General features: G+C 62.1%; 28 protein-coding genes and 1 tRNA gene. 14 read left to right on the top strand and 15 right to left on the bottom strand.

Features of this window, described 5'->3' with window-relative positions; genetic code table 11:
• Positions 1-23 precede the first annotated feature (23 nt).
• Genes ACUYMZ_RS08370 through ACUYMZ_RS08350 form a run of 5 tightly spaced genes read left to right on the top strand, consistent with a single transcriptional unit; the run spans position 24 to position 5,805 of the window.
• Positions 24-320, top strand: a complete 297-nt coding sequence (locus tag ACUYMZ_RS08370) for a hypothetical protein (RefSeq protein WP_481602729.1) — start codon at positions 24-26, stop codon at positions 318-320.
• An 11-nt stretch (positions 321-331) separates the two neighbouring features.
• Positions 332-3,154 (top strand): phage tail protein, encoded by a 2,823-nt coding sequence (locus ACUYMZ_RS08365; RefSeq protein ID WP_481602728.1) that lies wholly within the window; start codon positions 332-334, stop codon positions 3,152-3,154.
• Positions 3,147-3,929 carry a hypothetical protein gene (locus ACUYMZ_RS08360; RefSeq protein WP_481602727.1) on the top strand — a complete coding sequence of 261 codons (783 nt, stop codon included), beginning with the start codon at positions 3,147-3,149 and terminating at the stop codon, positions 3,927-3,929. Before ACUYMZ_RS08365 ends, ACUYMZ_RS08360 begins: the two co-directional genes overlap by 8 nt.
• 10 nt (positions 3,930-3,939) lie before the next feature.
• Positions 3,940-5,010: a hypothetical protein gene (locus ACUYMZ_RS08355; RefSeq protein ID WP_481602726.1), complete on the top strand. Its 1,071-nt coding sequence runs from the start codon at positions 3,940-3,942 to the stop codon at positions 5,008-5,010.
• A gap of 3 nt (positions 5,011-5,013) precedes the next feature.
• Positions 5,014-5,805, top strand: a complete 792-nt coding sequence (locus ACUYMZ_RS08350) for a hypothetical protein (protein ID WP_481602725.1) — start codon at positions 5,014-5,016, stop codon at positions 5,803-5,805.
• On the opposite strand, the gene ACUYMZ_RS08345 is transcribed toward ACUYMZ_RS08350, so the two are convergent.
• On the bottom strand, positions 5,802-6,239 hold the full coding sequence (locus tag ACUYMZ_RS08345) for a hypothetical protein (protein WP_481602724.1): 438 nt from the start codon (positions 6,237-6,239) through the stop codon (positions 5,802-5,804). The genes ACUYMZ_RS08350 and ACUYMZ_RS08345 overlap by 4 nt on opposite strands.
• An 84-nt stretch (positions 6,240-6,323) precedes the next feature.
• Between ACUYMZ_RS08345 and ACUYMZ_RS08340 the strand changes: the two genes are divergently transcribed.
• The 6 genes from ACUYMZ_RS08340 to ACUYMZ_RS08315 are packed head-to-tail and all read left to right on the top strand — an operon-like array spanning position 6,324 to position 10,499.
• The gene (locus tag ACUYMZ_RS08340) at positions 6,324-6,809 is read left to right on the top strand and encodes a hypothetical protein (RefSeq protein WP_481602723.1); all 486 of its coding nucleotides are present in this window, start codon (positions 6,324-6,326) and stop codon (positions 6,807-6,809) included.
• On the top strand, positions 6,809-8,272 hold the full coding sequence (locus ACUYMZ_RS08335; protein ID WP_481602722.1) for a pyocin knob domain-containing protein: 1,464 nt from the start codon (positions 6,809-6,811) through the stop codon (positions 8,270-8,272). The genes ACUYMZ_RS08340 and ACUYMZ_RS08335 overlap by 1 nt, the downstream gene beginning before the upstream one ends.
• A gap of 24 nt (positions 8,273-8,296) precedes the next feature.
• A complete protein-coding gene (locus ACUYMZ_RS08330; RefSeq protein ID WP_481602721.1) occupies positions 8,297-8,653 on the top strand; it encodes a hypothetical protein in 357 nt (118 codons plus the stop codon).
• Positions 8,637-9,371 carry a hypothetical protein gene (locus ACUYMZ_RS08325; protein WP_481602720.1) on the top strand — a complete coding sequence of 245 codons (735 nt, stop codon included), beginning with the start codon at positions 8,637-8,639 and terminating at the stop codon, positions 9,369-9,371. The genes ACUYMZ_RS08330 and ACUYMZ_RS08325 overlap by 17 nt, the downstream gene beginning before the upstream one ends.
• Complete coding sequence (locus tag ACUYMZ_RS08320; RefSeq protein WP_481602719.1) at positions 9,368-10,153, top strand: hypothetical protein; 786 nt, start codon at positions 9,368-9,370, stop codon at positions 10,151-10,153. The genes ACUYMZ_RS08325 and ACUYMZ_RS08320 overlap by 4 nt, the downstream gene beginning before the upstream one ends.
• A gap of 4 nt (positions 10,154-10,157) precedes the next feature.
• Positions 10,158-10,499, top strand: a complete 342-nt coding sequence (locus tag ACUYMZ_RS08315) for a hypothetical protein (protein ID WP_481602718.1) — start codon at positions 10,158-10,160, stop codon at positions 10,497-10,499.
• Between the two features lie 53 nt (positions 10,500-10,552).
• Here ACUYMZ_RS08315 and ACUYMZ_RS08310 read toward each other — a convergent pair whose 3' ends face one another.
• Positions 10,553-10,723: a hypothetical protein gene (locus ACUYMZ_RS08310; protein WP_481602717.1), complete on the bottom strand. Its 171-nt coding sequence runs from the start codon at positions 10,721-10,723 to the stop codon at positions 10,553-10,555.
• Between the two features lie 504 nt (positions 10,724-11,227).
• Here ACUYMZ_RS08310 and ACUYMZ_RS08305 point away from each other — a divergent pair.
• Positions 11,228-11,611 (top strand): hypothetical protein, encoded by a 384-nt coding sequence (locus tag ACUYMZ_RS08305; protein ID WP_481602716.1) that lies wholly within the window; start codon positions 11,228-11,230, stop codon positions 11,609-11,611.
• A 591-nt stretch (positions 11,612-12,202) separates the two neighbouring features.
• Here the strand turns inward: ACUYMZ_RS08305 and ACUYMZ_RS08300 are convergent.
• Entirely contained in the window at positions 12,203-12,445 is a 243-nt protein-coding gene (locus ACUYMZ_RS08300; protein WP_481602715.1) for a DUF3263 domain-containing protein, read from the bottom strand.
• A 123-nt stretch (positions 12,446-12,568) separates the two neighbouring features.
• Here ACUYMZ_RS08300 and ACUYMZ_RS08295 point away from each other — a divergent pair, with 123 nt between their 5' ends.
• Positions 12,569-13,189, top strand: coding sequence for a DUF4145 domain-containing protein (locus ACUYMZ_RS08295; RefSeq protein ID WP_481602714.1), 621 nt, complete (start codon positions 12,569-12,571; stop codon positions 13,187-13,189).
• A gap of 214 nt (positions 13,190-13,403) precedes the next feature.
• On the top strand, positions 13,404-14,003 hold the full coding sequence (locus ACUYMZ_RS08290) for a hypothetical protein (protein ID WP_481602713.1): 600 nt from the start codon (positions 13,404-13,406) through the stop codon (positions 14,001-14,003).
• Here ACUYMZ_RS08290 and ACUYMZ_RS08285 read toward each other — a convergent pair.
• The 12 genes from ACUYMZ_RS08285 to ACUYMZ_RS08230 all read right to left on the bottom strand — a co-directional run bounded on the left by ACUYMZ_RS08285 (position 14,000) and on the right by ACUYMZ_RS08230 (position 18,638).
• A complete protein-coding gene (locus ACUYMZ_RS08285) occupies positions 14,000-14,305 on the bottom strand; it encodes a hypothetical protein (protein WP_481602712.1) in 306 nt (101 codons plus the stop codon). The genes ACUYMZ_RS08290 and ACUYMZ_RS08285 overlap by 4 nt on opposite strands.
• Positions 14,302-14,493 (bottom strand): hypothetical protein, encoded by a 192-nt coding sequence (locus ACUYMZ_RS08280; RefSeq protein WP_481602711.1) that lies wholly within the window; start codon positions 14,491-14,493, stop codon positions 14,302-14,304. Before ACUYMZ_RS08280 ends, ACUYMZ_RS08285 begins: the two co-directional genes overlap by 4 nt.
• Before the next feature lie 352 nt (positions 14,494-14,845).
• Positions 14,846-15,181, bottom strand: coding sequence for a hypothetical protein (locus tag ACUYMZ_RS08275; RefSeq protein ID WP_481602710.1), 336 nt, complete (start codon positions 15,179-15,181; stop codon positions 14,846-14,848).
• A gap of 383 nt (positions 15,182-15,564) precedes the next feature.
• Positions 15,565-15,924, bottom strand: coding sequence for a hypothetical protein (locus ACUYMZ_RS08270; protein WP_481602709.1), 360 nt, complete (start codon positions 15,922-15,924; stop codon positions 15,565-15,567).
• Complete coding sequence (locus tag ACUYMZ_RS08265) at positions 15,921-16,256, bottom strand: hypothetical protein (protein WP_481602708.1); 336 nt, start codon at positions 16,254-16,256, stop codon at positions 15,921-15,923. The genes ACUYMZ_RS08270 and ACUYMZ_RS08265 overlap by 4 nt, the downstream gene beginning before the upstream one ends.
• On the bottom strand, positions 16,253-16,747 hold the full coding sequence (locus ACUYMZ_RS08260; protein ID WP_481602707.1) for a hypothetical protein: 495 nt from the start codon (positions 16,745-16,747) through the stop codon (positions 16,253-16,255). The genes ACUYMZ_RS08265 and ACUYMZ_RS08260 overlap by 4 nt, the downstream gene beginning before the upstream one ends.
• Entirely contained in the window at positions 16,744-16,869 is a 126-nt protein-coding gene (locus ACUYMZ_RS08255) for a hypothetical protein (protein WP_481602706.1), read from the bottom strand. The genes ACUYMZ_RS08260 and ACUYMZ_RS08255 overlap by 4 nt, the downstream gene beginning before the upstream one ends.
• Positions 16,866-17,174, bottom strand: coding sequence for a hypothetical protein (locus tag ACUYMZ_RS08250; protein ID WP_481602705.1), 309 nt, complete (start codon positions 17,172-17,174; stop codon positions 16,866-16,868). The genes ACUYMZ_RS08255 and ACUYMZ_RS08250 overlap by 4 nt, the downstream gene beginning before the upstream one ends.
• On the bottom strand, positions 17,171-17,554 hold the full coding sequence (locus ACUYMZ_RS08245; protein ID WP_481602704.1) for an ASCH domain-containing protein: 384 nt from the start codon (positions 17,552-17,554) through the stop codon (positions 17,171-17,173). The genes ACUYMZ_RS08250 and ACUYMZ_RS08245 overlap by 4 nt, the downstream gene beginning before the upstream one ends.
• Complete coding sequence (locus ACUYMZ_RS08240; RefSeq protein ID WP_481602703.1) at positions 17,551-17,835, bottom strand: hypothetical protein; 285 nt, start codon at positions 17,833-17,835, stop codon at positions 17,551-17,553. Before ACUYMZ_RS08240 ends, ACUYMZ_RS08245 begins: the two co-directional genes overlap by 4 nt.
• On the bottom strand, positions 17,832-18,311 hold the full coding sequence (locus ACUYMZ_RS08235; protein WP_481602702.1) for a hypothetical protein: 480 nt from the start codon (positions 18,309-18,311) through the stop codon (positions 17,832-17,834). The genes ACUYMZ_RS08240 and ACUYMZ_RS08235 overlap by 4 nt, the downstream gene beginning before the upstream one ends.
• A gap of 250 nt (positions 18,312-18,561) precedes the next feature.
• A tRNA-Ile gene (locus ACUYMZ_RS08230) sits at positions 18,562-18,638 on the bottom strand.
• Positions 18,639-18,687: the final 49 nt, after the last annotated feature.

Genomic DNA, 18,687 nt, shown 5'->3' with positions numbered 1-18,687 from the left:
CCATCGAGGACATCGGCGGATCTGTGAGCTATCGGGAAGCCATTGACCTTGTGGACCGGCTCAGAACGGAAATGGGCTCGCACTTGTTCGCTTCCATGAGCGGCTGGTCTTTTGCCATGGATCGGGAGAGCTTCTACGGCGCTTTGCTGCTGACCAAGGTCCACAACGCGTTGTCCTCCAAGGGTGATGCCCCGCTGAGGCTTCCGTGGCCGTGGGACGAGCAGGAAACCCCGGAAGCGGAGAAGGTCAGCCCCGAAGAGCGCGAGCAGCTGACAGCCGAGCTGAAGCAAAGCAGCGCCTTCGGTCAACTACGCACATAGAGGAGGGGCTGATGACTTCCGAGGTTGGGTCCGGCCAGGTCGCCATCTTCCCTACGTTCCGTGGTTTCCGCAGCAAGACCAACGCGGAGATGTCCGGCGCCGGACGCGAGGGCGGCAGGAGCTTCAACTCCGCGTTCAACGTCGGCGCCGGCGACCCGGGACAAGCTCTGATCAAGAAGCTCAATGCCCAGATCGCTTCCGGATCCAAGGCACTGTCCAGCGCCCGGCTCGCTGAGCAGGACGCCGCTGGCAAGGTGCGTGTGGCTGAGGCGGCACTGGCCGAAGCCAGGGCAAAGGGCGGGGAAACCAGCTCGAGGGCCATCGCAGCTGAGGAACGCCTCGCCACCGCGCAGCGGAAGCTCGCGGACGCTCAGACCAAAACCAAGCAGTCCACGGACCAGCTGAAGGACGCCCAGGCGAAACTGGCCGAAGCGACCAACGACGCTGGGTCCTCCGGGGAGCAGTCCGCCAACCGGTTCGCTCGAGGCTGGCAGTCCCTGAAACAGCGGCTCTCCTCAGCTGTCCGCAGCTCGGTGGACGAAGCAGGGGACGCGGCCAAGTCCTCAGCGGAGAACGCCGGCAAGAAGTCCGGAGGCTCTTTCAGTAAGGGCTTCAAGGGCGCCATGGGCGCACTGGCTGGCGTGTTTGCCGTGGACACGGTCGCGGGCTTCTTCAGCGGCGCGGTTCAGGGTGCGGGAGAGCTGGAGCAGTCCGCCGGGGCGATCCAGTCCGTGTTCAAGGGCAGCGCCTCGGAGATGATTAAGTGGTCCTCCGAGGCCCAGACCAGTGTCGGCCTGACTCAGAACGAGTTCAACGAACTCGGCACGCTCATCGGTTCGCAGCTCAAAAACGGCGGAACCGCCATGGACGAGCTGGCCCCCAAGACCAACCAGCTGATCGGGCTGGGCGCTGACCTGTCCTCAATGTTTGGCGGCACCTCACGTGAAGCAATTGAGGCACTGTCCTCGGCGCTGAAGGGCGAACGGGACCCGATCGAACGGTACGGCGTATCGCTGAACCAGGCCAAGATCGACGCCGAAGCCGCGGCGCTGGGCTTTAAGAAGGTCGACGGCGCGTTCGAGAACAACGCCCAGCAGGCCGCCACCCTGTCGCTGATCATGAAGCAGACAGCTGATGCGCAGGGCAACTTCGCCAAGGAAAGTGAAACCCTCGCCGGGCAGCAGCAGCGCGCGGCCGCCGGCTGGAAGAACATCACCACCTCAGTGGGCAGCCTGTTCCTCCCGGTTCTGACACGGGCGTTCGGCTTCATCAACACCAGCGTCCTGCCCACCATCCAGAACCTGGTCAACAGGCTGGGCGACGGCGGCCTGGCCGGGATCTTCCCCCAATTGGGTGGGTCTATCACGGAGTTCACCGGCGGCATCCGGGCGTTCGGTGCTGCGTGGAAAGCCAACGACGGTGACATCACCTCCAACGGCTTTCCCGGCTTCATGGAGATGCTGGCCAATGGGCTCAGGACCGTCACTGGGCTGCTGGGGCCGTTGTTCCAGCACTTCGGTGCAGTGTTCGGGGCGCTCGCCCCGACAGTGCTGCAGTTCCTCTCGGCATTCTCCCCCATCGGGTTGATCTTCGAGGCCCTGCAGCCGGTCCTGCCGCAGATCGTGGCTCTGCTCAGCAGCTTGGCCACCGTGGTCAGTGCCATGCTCACGCAGGCCATGATCCAGCTAGCCCCGCTTGTTCAGCAGCTGGTGACCATCTTGGCGAACAACCTCGTCAGCATGATGCCCTTCGTGACGTCCCTGTTCACCCTGTTCCAGCAGGTCCTGGCGGCGATCATTCCCGTGGTCATGGGGCTGTTGGCGGCCATCATCCCGCTGGTCACCACACTGCTGACGCAACTGGCCCCGATCTTCACGCAGCTGATCAGCGCGGTCCTTCCGCCACTGATTTCGATCATCGGGAACATCGTCTCGGCCATCGCCCCGCTGATCACGACCATCGCAAGCCTGCTGATCCCGATCATCCAGGCGCTGATGCCCATCATCGTCACCGTGTTCGGTGTGATCGTGGACATCATCACCGCGGCAATGCAGATCGTCCAGGGCATCATCGAGGTCGTCACCGGGATCATCTCAGGGAACTGGGCTCAGGTCTGGTCCGGGATCCTGAACATCGTTGGCGGGGTCTTCAACCTCATCATCAGCATCATCTCCGGAGCCATCCAGCTGGTCATCTCCGTGGTCATGAACGGCCTGAACGCCGTGGTGGGCTTCTTCACAGCAGCGTTCACCGGGATCGTCAACTATGTCGTGACCTCGTTCAACTCCATGGTCACCGGAGCGCAAGGGATGCTGAACGACCTGCTGGGGTTCTTCGGCGGCATCGGTGACTCCGTACTGAAAGCCCTGGGCAACATCGGCGGCCTGCTGCTGGATTCCGGACGGGCCCTGATCCAAGGCTTCATCGACGGAATCATGGGCATGGCCGGCGCCATCGGGGACGCAGTGGGAGGAGTACTGGAAGGAGTCCGAGACTTCTTCCCGTTCTCCCCCGCCAAACGCGGCCCGTTCTCCGGATCCGGGTACACCACTCACTCCGGTAAGGCACTGGCCGGCGACTTCGCCAAGGGGATGGTGAGCGAACAGAACAAGGTCCAAGCAGCCGCCAGCACCATCATGAGCGCAGCGTCGCTCACCGGTGAACCCGGCAGCTCAGGTGCAACGCCCACTGCACGAGCAGGCGCTGCAGGAGCTGCCCTGGCAGGCGCGCAGGTAACTGTCCACATGCCCATCCGGGATCAGATGAGCCCGGAAGGCGTGGCGCGGGCATTCGATAACCAACTCAACTACAAGCTGAGGACAGTGAATGCTTGACGAACTGTACGTGGTCGTGGATGGGCTGGAGTTCTTCGGACGCCCGGGGCTTGGCCCATTCACGATCACCAAGGACGGCCTTGATGGCTGGACCGACAGCGTGCCCTTGCGCGGGGAGAAACTGCCGTGGCCCCAGGGCCATGGGTCACTGGTTCTTCCGCGCTATCAGGAGTCCCGCACCGTCACGCTGACGGGCGCGATCCTTGGCAAGAACTACGCGGACCGGGAGATTCAGATGAACACCCTGTCAGGGCTGCTCGCGTATGGGCAGCTCGGCAGGGTGCAGGTCACCAAGGGCGGCCTCACCCAGTGGGCTGATGCGTCCCGGGACAGCCTCAGCATCGATGAGGTGCGCGGCAGCTACAACGCCACGTTCCAACTGCAGCTGTGGTGCCCGGATCCGCGTAAGTTCGGTGAGCTCCGCGGCCCGTTCATCGCCTCGGTGGGATCGAACGCGGCGAACGTCCATCACAAGGGCAACGCCGGCGCCACGGCAGTCTTCCAGGTGGCAGGGAATATGCCGGGCGGTTACATCCTGACCATCAAAGGCCAGGTCTTCACCGTCACCCAGCCGCTGGTCCCTGGCCAGCCCCATGAAGTGGACTACGGCACCGGGCGGGTCCGCATCAACGGCGCAGTCATCCACGGCGGAATCGGCTACGGCTTCACACCACTGGTAACGCCCGGCCTTCCGACGGCGGTTTCCATCGCTCCTCGGCCACCCTTCACCGGTACGGCGACGGCAACCCTGTCGATCTACGACACGTTCATCTAGGAGGCCTTTCGTGTGGAAGTACTACTCGATCAGCACAGCCAACTTCGCTGACAAGATCGAACTTCCCGCGATGAACTTCACGGGTGGGCGGGCCCTGAACACCGGCAGCAGCGGCTCTGCAACATTCAAGGTCAAAGAACCTGCAGTGGCTGAGGTGCTCAGCCTGTCCTCCATCCAGCTGATGGAACGGGCGCTGGTGGCCACCTGGAACGAGAACGCAGTGTACGCCGGCTTCACGGTCGACGCTGATGAGGACCAGGACGCGGGGACCCTCACGATCCAGCACCAAGACATCTGGTGGATACTTGCCCGCCGGTATCTGTTGTCCATCCGGGGCAACGGTGCGCAATCAGCTCCCCCGATCAAGTGGAGCAACGTCACCCTCGCCTCCTTGGCGAACCTCATCGTTCAGAAACTCCTCACTGGTGACCCCTCAGCCCGATATAACATGCCGATCATCACCAGCGCGACGGTGGCCGGCACTGAGACCCGGGAGTACTTCGGGTACGAGTTCCTCAACGGCGCCGCCGCCCTGGACGACATCATCACCGCTGAGGGCGGCCCGAACGTCGAGTTCGACTGCAACTGGAACGGCCCAGCCCTTGAATGGGTCATGCGCTCCGGCCTGCTCGACGCTGGCCTGTGGGAATGGGACTCCACAGCCGCGCGGACCGAGGTGCACAAACTAAACCTGAAGACCAACGCCCAGAACATGGTCAACAAGGTCATAGGAACCGGTGAAGGCTCAGAACGTGACCGGCTGGTCCGGGACGCTGCGGACTTCAGCCGCCCAATTCCAGCCTTGGAGCTGGTCAAGAACTTCGGCAGTAAGGACGCCGCGGAGCTGCAGGCACGAACCACGGCAGGGTTGCACGCCAGCAACGACCCAACCCAGCAGCTCAGCTTCAGCATCCCCACCACCGGCACCGTATCTGTTGCGGACCTTCGCCTCGGAGGCACCGCCCGAGTGAAGACCTCCGGGTTCTACTACCTCGACGCCGGCTGGCATGACTGGCGGCTCATTTCCTTCGACTTCGACAAGGACTGGATCAACCTCCAGTTCCAGCAGATAGGCGGCTGACCAGTGGTAGCGATCGACAACCTCAATGACGCAATGCGGGCCATCCAGGCGCTGATCCGCAGGGTCGAACGTCTGGAGAACAACACCAACCAGAACCGCTCCGCCATCGGCCGCGGTGGACTGTCCGTATATGACGGCGGCATGATCACCATCGAGAACGGCGGGCTCCGCGTCACCGGCTCCGCTGAAATCATCGGCACCCTCAACGCGAACGGCACGATCAACATGTCGGGCCTGTTCATTGCCTCCGGTGAAATGCAGCTCAACGGCACCACCATCGCCACCGGTGAATTCAACATCGACGGGCCCCTGCTGGTCGATGGCAACACCACCTTCAACGGTGAGCTCACCATCAACGGCATCACCAACATCACCGGCGACACCACCGTCACAGGGAAGCTCGTCACTGACGGGCCAGTAGACATCAACGGACTCACCAAGATCACGGGCGACCTCGAAGTGTCCGGTCAGACGGACATCACCGGCGACCTCGCGGTTTCCGGGACCATGGACATCAACGGACCTACCACGTTGAACAATGACCTGACCGTGGCTACGGGCAAGAAGATCACCCTCGGCGGCCTGACCCTCGAAAACACGGGAGCTGGCGGCGGGGCAGTGAACTTCCCCAACGGGTCAGTGTCTTCGAGCACCATCCTTGGAATGCTGCTCGCCAGCGCAGTCCGCATCGAACTTGCGGCTCCCACGATCAAGCTGAGCGGGTTGGGGCAGATCTCCGAGGTCACCGCGAACGTTTACCTAGACAACAACGGAAATCTGAAAAAGATCGTTTAGCTGAACCTGTTGTACTTCGTGCAAAGGTAACGGCCTGCATATGCGGCTACGGCATAGGCATTGTCACCGGCAATACTGTCGGGCCCGGCAAGCTCCGAGATTTCTTCTGTCGACTTGCCCTGGTCGTAGAGACCACAGGAGACTTCGGCGCCTTTCAGGAGCTCATCATCCGATGGCACAATGCCATCCCGCCAGGCGTTCAGAGCCTTTTTGACCCCGGCCAGATACTTGCCTCGGGCGCTGTCGTCGTAGAACTCTGGCGGCAGGCTTGCGGTTGGAGCCGGTATGGCACTCTCGGACGGAATTGACAGCAGCGGGGAGATCTTCGACGCCGAGGCCGTCGTACTCGCCGTGGGCGTGGCTTCTCCTGCTGGTGCGGAGCAGGCAGTGAGTCCGAGTAGGCCGATCAGGACCAGTCCCCCAAGTTTTCGCATGCGCTGATCATATCGGTCAGCTCCATAGATTAATACATCAAGGCCTCGCCGTTCCGGGGCCTTTTTTCATGCTCAGGAGGCGCCTTGGCAACCGAAACCGTAACCCTAAAGCTCTCGGATTTCGGGCTGGCTCCTATTGCGGGCCTGTCTCCCGAGGTTGAGTTTCACCCGAGTGAAGCCGCCGTCGGCACCGGAGGCAGGCTGCTCGCCACCAAGCCATTGAAGGCCACGCTGGACGCAGCCGGCAACGGCTCAGTCGTGCTCCACACGACGGATGACCTGCTGCCCTCAGGCCTCTACTACAGCATTGTCATCAACTGGCTCGATGGCAGCGGCAAGTTTATCCGCGCCGACAACCCCAACTGGAAGCTACAGGTCCCCGCGGGCGGCGGTGCGATAGCTGACCTCATCCGTCTCCCGATTCGTTCCGGGCTCACAATCACCTCTCCGACTCCTCCTCCGATCTGGGTAGGCCTCGGTGCTTCGTGGCTGCAGATGGACCCTACCGACCCCAACAACCCCTCTAACCCGGCGAACACGGGCGACTACTACGAACTGGAGAACGTCTGATGGCGCTGGCATGGGTCAAGAAGGGAAATCTGAAAGGCCCCAAGGGCGACCCAGGACCCCAGGGCCCCGGCAGCGGGTTCAAGGGCACGCTCCCTGCCGGTACCGACCTGAACACGCTGACAAACGCGAGCGACACGGGTTTCTACCACATGTCCTCCAGCGGGAGCTACGTTAACAGCCCGACGCTGGCCGGCGGCCTCCTAGAGGTGAAGATCACCGGGTCCCTTGCCGGTGAGCAGCGCATGAGCCGGTACCAGACCGGTGAGGTGTGGCAGCGTGTCATCCAGAGCTGGACCGCGAACCCCAAGACGTGGACGGCGTGGAAGCGTGAAGGGACGATTGAGCCCACGGAAGTTCCGACCGGGGCGAACCTGGACGATGACGCCTACCGCGTTCCGGGTGACTACCTCATCCGGAACACGGCCACGGCGGCGTCACTGGTTGGTGGCTGGCCCGACAACCTGGGCATTGACCGGTGGACCGCGTTCCTGCGGGTCCGTGCCACGTCGACGGGCATCACCTGGCAAGAACTGAGTATTGCGGGTCCGGACGCCACAGTGTGTGTGCGTCAAACGTCCACTATCGGGACTACCCCGTACCCATACAACGCTTGGCGTGACATCGCTGCCGTTCCGGCGCCGACAACACCGGCTGAGGCTGACCCAGGTGCGGACGCTGGCCTGGCGAACATGCTCCGGATTTCTGACTTCACGTTCCGGCGCGGGGGCATCAAGAAGACCAACGGGAAACCGGTTGTGGCTATCCGTGTGGACCACGGGCTGAACAACTTCAACACCAAGTTGCGCGGCCCGCACGAGGCCCGGGGCATCCCCTACGGTATCGCCATCAACTCCCGCTCCTGGACCATCTCCGAGAACAACATGGTGACCCCGGAAATGGTGAACTCGTGGGTGACCGGCGGCTTGTGCGAGGTGTGGAACCACGGCGCGAACGGCCACAGCGACGCCACCACCACAGACGCGCTCGTAGACACGATCGTGAACGGCCTCACCGAACTCAAGGCCCAGATCCCGGCAGCGCAGATTGACGGGTGGATTGTCCCCGGCGTCGGCGGAACCGGGTACAACGGGTTCAGCGGTGGCGGCACCCCGGAGAAGATCTACGGCACCATGGCCGGGCGCCTCATCATGAAGCACCACGCTGTGACCACGGGCAACTTCCCTGGCACCCACCGGCGCATCCTGGACGGTCAGATCCGGCAGGGACAGAACCACTTCGGGATGGAGTCCAAGACCGCGGCGGAAATCATCGCGGAAATCGCGGCTGTGCAGGCCGCAGTGAAGGGCTGCCAACTCATGATCCACCCGTCGTTGGTGGACCAGCCCGGTTACATCACCACGGCGCAGTACGTGGAGGTTCTGGACTACATCAAAGCGGAGAAGGACGCCGGGCGTTTGGTGGTCATGGGCATGTATGACTTGCTCCTGGCTGATGCTCGCTGACCGCACAACAAGAGGGGCTGGCGTGTGGATGCTGCGATCATCACCGCGGTTGGGGGCATCCTCATCGCCTGTGGCGGTGGAGCGTGGAAGCTCATTGACCGCGCAGACAAGAAGCGCGAGCGGAGGGAGGCGGCCGTGGAAGAGCTCCTGAAAGCCCGGGTTGCCTCCCTCGAAGCTCAGGCAGCCAAGAAGGAAGCCGAGCACAAAGCGGCACTGGAAAAGCAGGCCGCTGACTTCGAACGGGAACGGCGGTGGTCCAAGCGGTACAACTCCCGAGTCAAAGCAGCCGCCGGCAAGTGGCGGGAGCAGCTGCTGATGCATGACATCCAGCCCGACCCCGCCGAATGGCCCACGGAGGATGACCATGACGACACTGAATGACCCGGATCTGCTGGCAGCGTCCCGGCAGGCAGCGAGGTCGAGACGGGCAAGCAAGCGAACCCAGTTGATTCTTGCCTGCCTGTCCCTGCTGCTGCTTGCGGTGGGGGCATGGGCGGGGTGGTTGGCGTTCGATAACCACCGGTTGGCTGTGGCGAACGCCCAGTACGGGGTGGAGCAGGAGCGCGAGAAGCAGGATCTTGCCCAGGCCGCCACGGACACGCTGTGCCAGCCTGCGGGGCAGACCACCGCGGAGGCGTCGGAGACGTGCCGGAACTTGGAGAAAGCTGCCACGGAACCCAGCCAAGGACCACAGGGCATCCAAGGTATTCAAGGCGTTCCCGGGCCACGTGGTGAGCAAGGCCAGCAAGGTGTCCAAGGCATCCAGGGTGAGCCCGGCGAGAAGGGCGACACGGGCGCCGCTGGAGTGGCGGGCGCGGCTGGCGCTGACGGTTCCCCGGGCGCCAACGGCGTGGACGGCGCTGACTCCACCGTGCCCGGCCCGCCGGGACCGCAGGGCGAGCAAGGCCCCATAGGACCGGTCGGACCTGCAGGACCGGCTGGCGCGACAGGGGCCACGGGCGCTGATGGCGCCGCCCCGTCATCCATCACCTTCACCGACCAAGACGGGGTAACGCATACCTGCACCCCGAACCCGCCCGGATCCACCACTTACACGTGCGCGGCCAAGACCGCACCGAAAACAGGAGGCACGCCGTGAAGCAGTTGATTACGCCTAACCCGCACATCAAGTGCTACCCGGGCTGGTGCCTCATGTACGTCCGGCAGGCGTTCGGCCTGAACGGGCTGTACCCCAGCGCCACCGCCGGATGGAACGCGGCCAAGTACAAGCACCGGGACCGGAACTTCCCCGCAGAGCGTTGGGTGCCAGTGTGGTTCCACCTCGCAAAGGAACCACTGGGCCACGTGGCGCTACTGGCCCCAGACGGTTCGGTGTTCTCCACCAGCGACCCCAGCAACACCCCGCACCACCACCCGAACCTTGACCACCTGCTGGCCTACTACCGAGGCCTCGGCCCCACGTACCTCGGCTGGACGGAAGACATTGAAGGCGTCTCCGTTGTAGCGGCCGCCGACACCATCAACCTTTCAAGCTCCACCTTCACCCCACAAGGAGACGACGACATGGCCACGCAAGAGTACATCCAGGACATCGCCTACGAGGGGTGGAAGGACAAGGAAGGCCGGGAACACCCCGGGTTCATGCTGGTCATCGAGGAAACCCAGCGCCGGGTGGATGGCATCACCAAACTCCTGCTGCCCGGCGAGGAAGGCGAACGCCTTGCTGGCCCGATCCCTCAGATGATCGCAGAGGTGCAGGGCACCCAAAAAGCGATCCTCTCCGTCCTTTCGGACGTGGCAGCGGGCAGGCCGATCGACGTGGCCGCGTTCGAGGCAGCCGCGCAGCGTGGCACCCAGAAGGCACTTGACGCCTTCGAAGCCGTCATCACGACTACCGTAACTCTGCCGAAGGAAGGCTAACCCCATGCTGACATCTATCCTCCGGACCATCGTCCCGGCCCTGTGGGCGGCGTTCATCAACTGGGCATTGGTCGTCGTCCCTGTGCTTGAACCTCACCGTGAGGAACTGCTGGGCTATGGCCTGCCCCTCGCGGTGGTCGCTTCCGCTGTCCTCACGGCTGCCTGGTATGCATTCTGGCGCTGGCTGCAGCCCAAGCTTCCGGACTGGCTCGCCCGCGTGGTCCTCGGTTCCGCCAAGACGCCCAAGTATGGCAAGTATGAGGCCGGCCGCCCCGTAGAGGGGAACATCATCATCGAGGACGCCGGAGGCATCGTCTACGACTCCCGCGAACGCTCCACCGAATAAACGCGAACGGCCCCCACTCTCATCACGAGGGTGGGGGCCTTACGGCGTTGGCGCTATTTGCACTGGTGGAGCCGGAGCTCTTCAATTCCGCTGAAATGGAAGACGGCTAGGCATTCCTCGCAGAGGTCCATGGCCATGTCGTCGGCGTGGGCGCGGGCTTCTGCGTAGCGGGCATCCCAGTCCTTGGAGCCTTTGGCCGGTGTCGGCTGGGAATCGTGGGTCATGGGGTAATCCTAGCGGCGGAAAGGACTGCTTACGACCAAGCTGCGCGGACGACCATGCCCGAATCGGTGGAGACGTGTCGACCAGAGTGTCCGGCGTCCAGAACGCATATCAACTCGGAACCAAGTTGGATGGTTGTGGATTGGCACTGATCGGCCACTTGGCCTACCAGGTCCAAAGGAAGTTGGTCTCCGACGTGAAGTTGACTCATGGTGCCCTCTCTTCACTGAGCGCACCGGTGTCAGTGGCTCCGGACTCATGGTAACGGTTTAGAGCCCTGTCGCCTCTGATGCGGCGACGATGGACGTGAGCTCGCGGATTCGTTCGAAGTCAGCCATCAGCCCGGATCCTTTCTTTGTTGGTTCTATAGTGGTTCGCTGTGCTTGTATTCTGATGGTCCCGGGAACCGGGCTACTTGCTTTAGCCCGGTTCCCCTTTGGATATCTGCGGTGCTTGCCCTTCCCCTGCGGGCCGGTTGAGGATCAGGTAAGTGACATGATGGGCTGGTGCACATCCCCACGCAAACCACCTTCGTACTGGAGGGCGTCACGTATGACGTTGCGGACCCTGGCCGCGATGGCGCAGTGGCGGACGTCCGGACGTGGCCACCGAACGAACGACCCAAGGTCCACGCGCAGATCCCGCTGAGGAGCGGCGGAGCGGTTGCTGTCTACGGCGAAGCGATGGCCTGGAATGCAAAGCAGGTCCAGGTGCGCTGGCATGACGACAACGGGGACAGCCTCACGTGCTGGGTACCGAAGGGCGACGTTCGCCCCGTGACCGATTCAGAGTGGGACATCGACGAGTACAACCGTACACCAGAGTGGCGACGCTCCATCCGTTGGGGGCACAGCTTCGAGCACCGGCTCCCGGGTTTCTTGCCCGAGTAGGGAACCCGCCACCATCAACCCTGCGCATTTCTACACAGCTCCAGAGATCGCTGCGGGCGGCAGCTGCCACGGAACTTGCCAAGACTACAAAATATGACAAAGATCACAGAAAGCGGCAAAATCCGCGAGATTACGCGGTTCACGAAACTGTGCAAAACGTAGCAAACCGATGCATATCGCGCTATTGCGTCGCCGTTCGAGAGCCCGGACTGCCAGCAGGTGTCGCACTTACTTTGTAAGCTGGAAACACGAAGACCGGCCAACCCTTCCAAGTCGCCAAACGTAAGAGGGAAAGCCGGTCTACCGAGTAACGGGATGCCCGCTGCTCTTGCTTGATGGTATCCACTGGCGTGCCAAAAACACAACCAGGGTTAGGCCTAAGCAAGACCATGGCATCCCTCATTCCAGAAGGGAATTCAGGATGTCAAAGGACAAGCCGAAGGCACGGTCAAAGCGTCAGGATGTCCGTGGCCGTGTCCACGTTGCGGCAGAGATAATCCGGCTGGTCCGGTTACTGATTACGATCTGCTTTCCGGATCTGTAACTGGTAGAGGTGGTGGTGGCTGACCCGCCGTATACGGGCGGCCACCATCATCCCACCAAGAGGCGTGAACGAACACGTGAACGTTGTTCAGGAAGCCTGCTTCTGACACGTTCGACGACGGCCGGCCGGTACGCGATGGCGGCCTCGGTGCGGATCAGGCGGTTCATTTCCTGCCAGTAACGGGTGGGTGTCAGGCCGAAGCGTTCCATGGCTGCTGTGTCTACGGAGCCTGCGTATTTGAAGTGTTCCCCGGCGAGGTCGATCATGGCTTTTTCCTGGTCAGTGAGCATCCCACCCAACCTAACGCCAGGCACTGACATCCTTACTACGCGTAGTACCTTGAATTCGTACACCACTCAAGATGGGGAGATATGGCAAGTAGAATTTGTGGTCGATGCGGAACCTTCAGTCACATGACCGTGATCGGCGGCGGAAGTTACCGCTCGGTCGTACCTGATGCTGATGCTGGTGGATGGTTTGAAAGCACCTTTATTTGCGACCACTGCGGACGCTTGAATGTTGGCGGCACCTACGTCTCCAGCCGACCATCGAACACTTCTGACTCAACGGGTGCGGCTCGGTATTGGACCGCGAACCCTCCCACGGACTGGGCGCCAGCCTACGTACAGGGGCAGGACTTCCCCGATGTTCCTGACCATGTGGCAACTCCGGCTTCGGAAGCTCATAAGTGCCGTAGCATTGGGGCCTTGATGTCGTCCATCCTGATGGCAAGGGCAGTCATTGAGGCAGTCGCCAAGGACCATGGCATCACAACCGGAACTCTATACAAGAAGATCGACGCCATGCATTCTGCTGGCCTGATTGATGCTTTCGCCAAGGAAACCGCTCACACCGTCCGCGTTTTTGGCAATGACATGGCTCATGGTGACTTCACAGTGAAAGTTGACGCCATGGACGCTGACGGCGTTCTGACCTTCATGGACTACATACTTCACGGCGTCTATCAGTCAAAGGCGCAACTTCAGCGACTCAAAGACTCTGCAGCTGCCAGGGCTGCGGCGCAGAACCCCTAAGGCTGGGCCGCTGCACAGCCACACTTTTGTGCCGCGTCAGTTATGGGGTGGTGGGTGATGGCTGTGCAGCGCTCGTGGTGGTGATGCCCGCAGGACGGACACCACGGACGGGTCAGCACGCCTGCCTTGCTAGGATTCGGGTGTCATCACGAACAACCAGGCAGGGGGATTCATGGGGTTTTGGAGAGAGCCGCTGGCTTGGTGGATCGGCCCGGTGAACGCATGGAACCGCACAAGCGACGTCCGGCCTGACATCCACGGCCCCGCGCCAACCCTTAGCTTTGAGTGGCGACGAACCTGGCCGGTCACCTTCCGAGACTGGGATAGCCTCAAGTCCTTCCTTAACCTGGTGGGTAAATTCGCGAACGGTCACCAACCTGAACTGAGTGACGGCAAAACCACCTATGCAACCCCTGCTGAGTTTTTTGACAGACCCAATCCCCTGAATACCGAGCTGATTGTCGTAGCCTCCGCTGGAAGTCGAACCTTCTTTCTGCGACTGACAACAGGACGGCAATCGCCTTCCACGGGCGCGGAAAAGCCGTGTTACGTGATCATGCAGGTCACCGAGCCCCAGCAAGCAGAAGCCAACCAGGTGTGGGCCGTTGACCTCTTCGAAGAGTTTGATCGACTTACGCGGCCTTTGACCCTGCGCCAGCGGTGGCGAAACCGCCCAGTGGTCACTAAGCGGACTGAGGCGGAGTACTACGCCGATCGTCGTGCAGCCAAGGTTCGTTGGCAGTCTTGGTTTCTTGGCATCGTTGGTGGTTTTGTCGGCGCCGCCTTGGCCACTTGGGCTGGCCTCAAACTTTAGAGCGTGCACGCCTCTCCCTTCAACGCGGCCACCACTGCACGGGCCCTGACTCTGGTTCGTTCTTTCAGGTACTCGCTGATGTGGTCCCATTGGACGTCGGGGTCCGCGCCGTCCCACAGTTCTTCCGCTGCCCGTTCTATGGCTTCGTCGGAGAACATCACCGCATCAGCAGCGGCAAGGGCGACGCGAATTGTCTCCCTATGACGATCCTTGGCGTGGTCAGAAAGGTAGTCGAAGTGGCCATCGCCGTAAACGTGACGGTGTCCTGCCTTCGCTGCGGCTTCGATGCGTTCCTGGCTCATGCCGGTTCCCCTTCGTAGTTGGCTGTGCGTACCTGCGCGTCAGCCATGGCCAGTCGGAGATCTATGGAGGTGGAGCCTCCCTCGCCTGTGCCGGTGCCGTACTTCATGACGAGCTGCATGAGCTGGGCGTAGCCGCGTTCGTCCACGTCGATGGTGTACCGGTAGTGCAGCGGTGCTTTCTGGCTCATGCTTCTCCTTGGGTGGCGGCGGTGATGGCTTGAACCGTGGGGCAGGGGTAGGCCGCCGCTTCTTGGGCCACTCCTTGATCAGCGCAACCTCGGCAGGAGATAACCGGGCCGAATCCGAAGTCCCACTCAAACGGCTTGTGGAGCGCTAGGACAGCGTCAGTTGCGCTGAGTAGCATCTGCACATCAGCGGGCGCCTGAGCGATGGCTGTAGCGTCAGCTTTCGCGAACGTCTCCCTGTGCCCGTCGTTGAGCGGCCAGCCGTCCGCGTGCACCTCATACCCGATGCCGCGATCGTAAGCGGTCCAGTCACCCCGCGTAACGGCTGCCCAGCGTTCCCGTACCTGATCCAAGCTCACGCGGTCACCCCCGGATCATGCAGGACCGTTACCGGCAGCCACTCATGGATGGGGGACCACCAAGCCTGCGAACCGGGAGACTGCCACTGTGGTCCGGCAGGGGTTTCGATCACTTCCACGGTTCGGCCGTGGGCGGTCCGGCCGATGAATCCGACAGGTGCGCCCGCGAGGTTTCCCAGTGTGTCCACCGTGCGCGGCTTTCGGTAACCAGCGGCAAGGATATCTTCGGCAAGGTCTGTGTTGGTCAGCTTTGGAGCGAGAGGACCGGCGCCCATGTTGTTTAGGTACGTCTCTGCGATCACATTTGCCAGTTCGTCGCGTTCGTTGCTCATTTGTTGTCTTTCGGTTTGGTGATGGTTTCGTAGAGTTCGGGGTTCGTGGCCGCGAGGATGGCAAGCTTCCGGGAAAGACGCGGGGGAAGGGCCGGGGCGCTAGTCACAATCCCACCCCGAATGATCGAAGTCCTTGTTGGTGCACTCAGCAATGGTCCTGCCCGGTTCGACTGTCCGCTTCATGAACCTTCCGCACCCGGGGCAATTGCGGGGAAGCTCATCTAGAATCCAGCTCATATCTGTTCCTCTAGGTCTTTTGCGATGGTGTGTGCGGTGAGTTTGAGTTCCCGGACAAGGCCCCACTGTGCGCCTTCGTCTAGGCCGTCGATGAGTTCTAACAGGTGCCCCAGGTTGTGATGCTCAGGATGCGTCGGCATCGCGGGTCAGCCCTTGAGTGCGGACTCAACAGCGGACACGGCGGCGCATGGCCAGTGTTCTTGGCAAAGCGGGCAACATGCCTCTTCACCGTGACCCTCGTGGACTGCAATTACCTCGCGCCGGTGCTGGGAGTTGAAGACGATCACGGCGGCGAGTAGGCGGGCGGTGTCCGTGGGGGCTGCGTAGAAGAACTCCCGGTCTCCTTCATTGAAGGTGTCCGCGACTAGCATGCGCGCCTGTCCTTGCTCCACGTACATGCGCCCACCGCCATGTGGGTAGCGGTTCAACAGGTGAGGCCCCGGTGTCGCCGCGTTGAGGCGTTCCTGGATGGGTTCGAGCAGGGCAGGGATACCAGCGGCGGTCATAAGTGGGCCTCCCAAAGGATGGTGGCGGGGAGCTGGATGGTGGAGGCCTTGTATTCCTCTTCGTCGCCAGTCTCGACCCAGAACGATCCGCCTTCGCCGTTGCCCTGCCGTTCCCAGACCAGCCCGTGCAGATCCTCGCGAAGCACAACACCAAATGGCAGCGTGTCGAGTTCTTCGGTGGTGGTGATCGTGCGGGGCTTCCGGTAACCAGCAGCAAGGATGTCTTCAGCCAGGTCCGTGTTGGTCAGCTTCGGAGCGAGAGGACCGGCGCCCATGTTGTTCAGGTAGGTCTCTGCGATCACGTTGGCCAGTTCGTCGCGTTCGGTGCTCATGCCACTTCCTCCACTGGTTCGGTGCATTCCGGGCATTCGCTTTCCTTGCCTTGGACGCGGGTGACGGTTCGCCATCCCCAGGCGTCTGATGGGCCGGTGTGGTCGTGGTGGTCGGGTTCGGGGCCGCAGGGGTAGGGCTTGATCTTGTCAGCGTCAACGCCATAGTGGGCAGACCGTTCACCGACCAGTTCGCCGGACTCATCGGTCATGCGGGTCTCGACCCATTCCCACGCTTCCTGCCCGGTGAGTCCTTGGTGCATGGCGTCAGCCATGAGTGCGATGTGGCGTGCGTCGAGCAAGCTACCTGTGCGGGCGCCGCTGAGTTCTGGTTCTGCTTTGAACCAGCCCGTTCCCCAGACATCGAATCCGATGGCGCGGGCGTAGAGGTAGGGGACTTCAACTTCGAGGGGGCGGACCGCAAATTCTTCGCCGTGCGGGTAGAGCTCGTGGGCGTAGCGGCGCTTGGTGCGGCGCTTGGTTTCCTCGGTCATGGTTTCTCTTTCGTGGGGAATAGTTCGGCGTACAGGTGCGGGAGGGCTTCGGCCAGCATCTGCAGTTTGCGGGTCAGGTGGGGGACAGGATCCGGTAGAGGGTCCACGGCCGCGGCAGTCATCGGTCTACCTCATCCCAGTGCGGGTGGATGGCGAATCGCTCAATGACAGCGTTGTGCGCAGCCTCAGCAACCGCTTCCGGGCTGGGTGTCAACGAATGGAAGTTGACGATGGAGTGCCACACCTCTGCTGCCAATTCGGCGGGCTGGAGTCGCTTCTGGAGAATTGCGAGGTCCACGTTCACCGGATAGCCAGGATCCCGATCCGACGTGAAGGCGGAGCAGTAAGCGGCCCCGTTGAGGCTGTTCTCCCAGATCTTGTAGACGTGCAGATCCAACGGCTTCCGCTGCACACGCTGCGGGCTCATGCTGGCAGCTCCAGGTTCCAGATGCCGAGCTTCCCCACAGCTGGGAACGGGTGTTCCAGCGGCTTTGGGTTGGCCAGGACCCAGTGGTAGTGGTCCTCCATGGCCCACTCGGAGCAATGCCCTTCTGGCTCCCAGCAGAAATCTGCGTGGTGGCAGTCCACGACGTCCACGGTGCCGATGACAAGGCCAAGCGTGGAGATAGTGGGAATCTTCACCACACCTCGTGCCCTCAGGAAGTCGAAGCCCTCCTGAGAGTGGGTCTTCGCCGCGTGGATGTACATCTGGCCGCGGTACTTGGTTGGGCGGGAGCGGTTCTCTACGTCCTTACCGCCGTTGATGATGGCCCACGCCCACGGCTGCTTGACCGTCAGCGCCTTCATGGCTGCACCTCGGCAAGGTCTACGTGGTAGTCCGCCAGATAGGAGTGCTCGCCGTCGTCGCGCCTGACGATCAGCTCCACGTCCGGACGGCCGTACTTCCGTTCCCAAGATGAGTTCCGTTTGTGGAAGATCCGCTCAATGGTCCCGGTGCCGTCGCGGAAGGCCTCGGGCCACTCTTCCACCGATCGGCGGACACGGGAGCCAACCTTGAGGTCCTTGAACTCGGTCACTTCGGTGCTGCCCTGCTTGAGCAAGGACGCTGCAGCCTCTTCCGGGGTCATGCTCGCACCTCGAGTACCTTCTTGAAGGGCACTCGGGCGGTGGTGGTTCCATGGCCAACGGTGACGGTGGTGCCATTCACCCGGGCCACAACTTCCCAGCCGAGTTCGGAGCGAATGACTCGGGCCGCACGCAGCTCAGCCTCGGTGAACGCGATGGGCTTGCGCTTCTTCAGGTACTCCAGGTGGTTTTCGAGGCGAGCGACTTCGGCTTGGGCCTTGACGATCTTCTCAGCCTTGTCGGCGTCACGACCAAGGCGGCCCCAGCGGGCGCCTGAGGCGATGTTTACGGCTGCCGGGTCCTGCGGTGCTGCCGAGGGCTTAGGGAGCGCACGGAGACGGCTCTGGGCGGCTGCCAGCTGGCGCTCCACCGTAGCGTACTGCTTGCCCCACGCGAGGAACTGCGGCGACTGTTCGCCGGCGTATGGCCAAGCTTCAGCAGCCGCCTCAGCTGGTAGGGCTGTTAATGTGGTTTGCATCAGGAGCCTCTTTCCTGGTCACGCCCCGGGATGTGTCCGCATCGCCGGGGCTCTTTCATATCAGACTGACAATCAGAGCTTGCCTCACTTGTCATTTACTTGTCAAGGAGTAAGGCGCGCCACAGTAGGGATTCGGGCAGATAAGGTGCAGCAGCACCCTTCCAGAGGGCAATTCAGCCATAAGGTGCAAAATAAGGTGCAGGCCCCTCCTCCATCATCCGGAGAAGGGGCCTGCATCTCTGTATTTACTTGGTAGGGCTACTCGGACTTGAACCGAGGACCTTAGGATTATGAGTCCCGCGCTCTAACCAGCTGAGCTATAGCCCCGTGAAACCTGCAGGAGCCCTGGTCACAGGACTCCTGCAGGAAAGCACTC

The organism is Arthrobacter sp. T572 (assembly GCF_056780115.1).
Note: the sequence above shows the minus strand (reverse complement) of the source record. Positions and strands in the feature narration are given on the sequence as shown.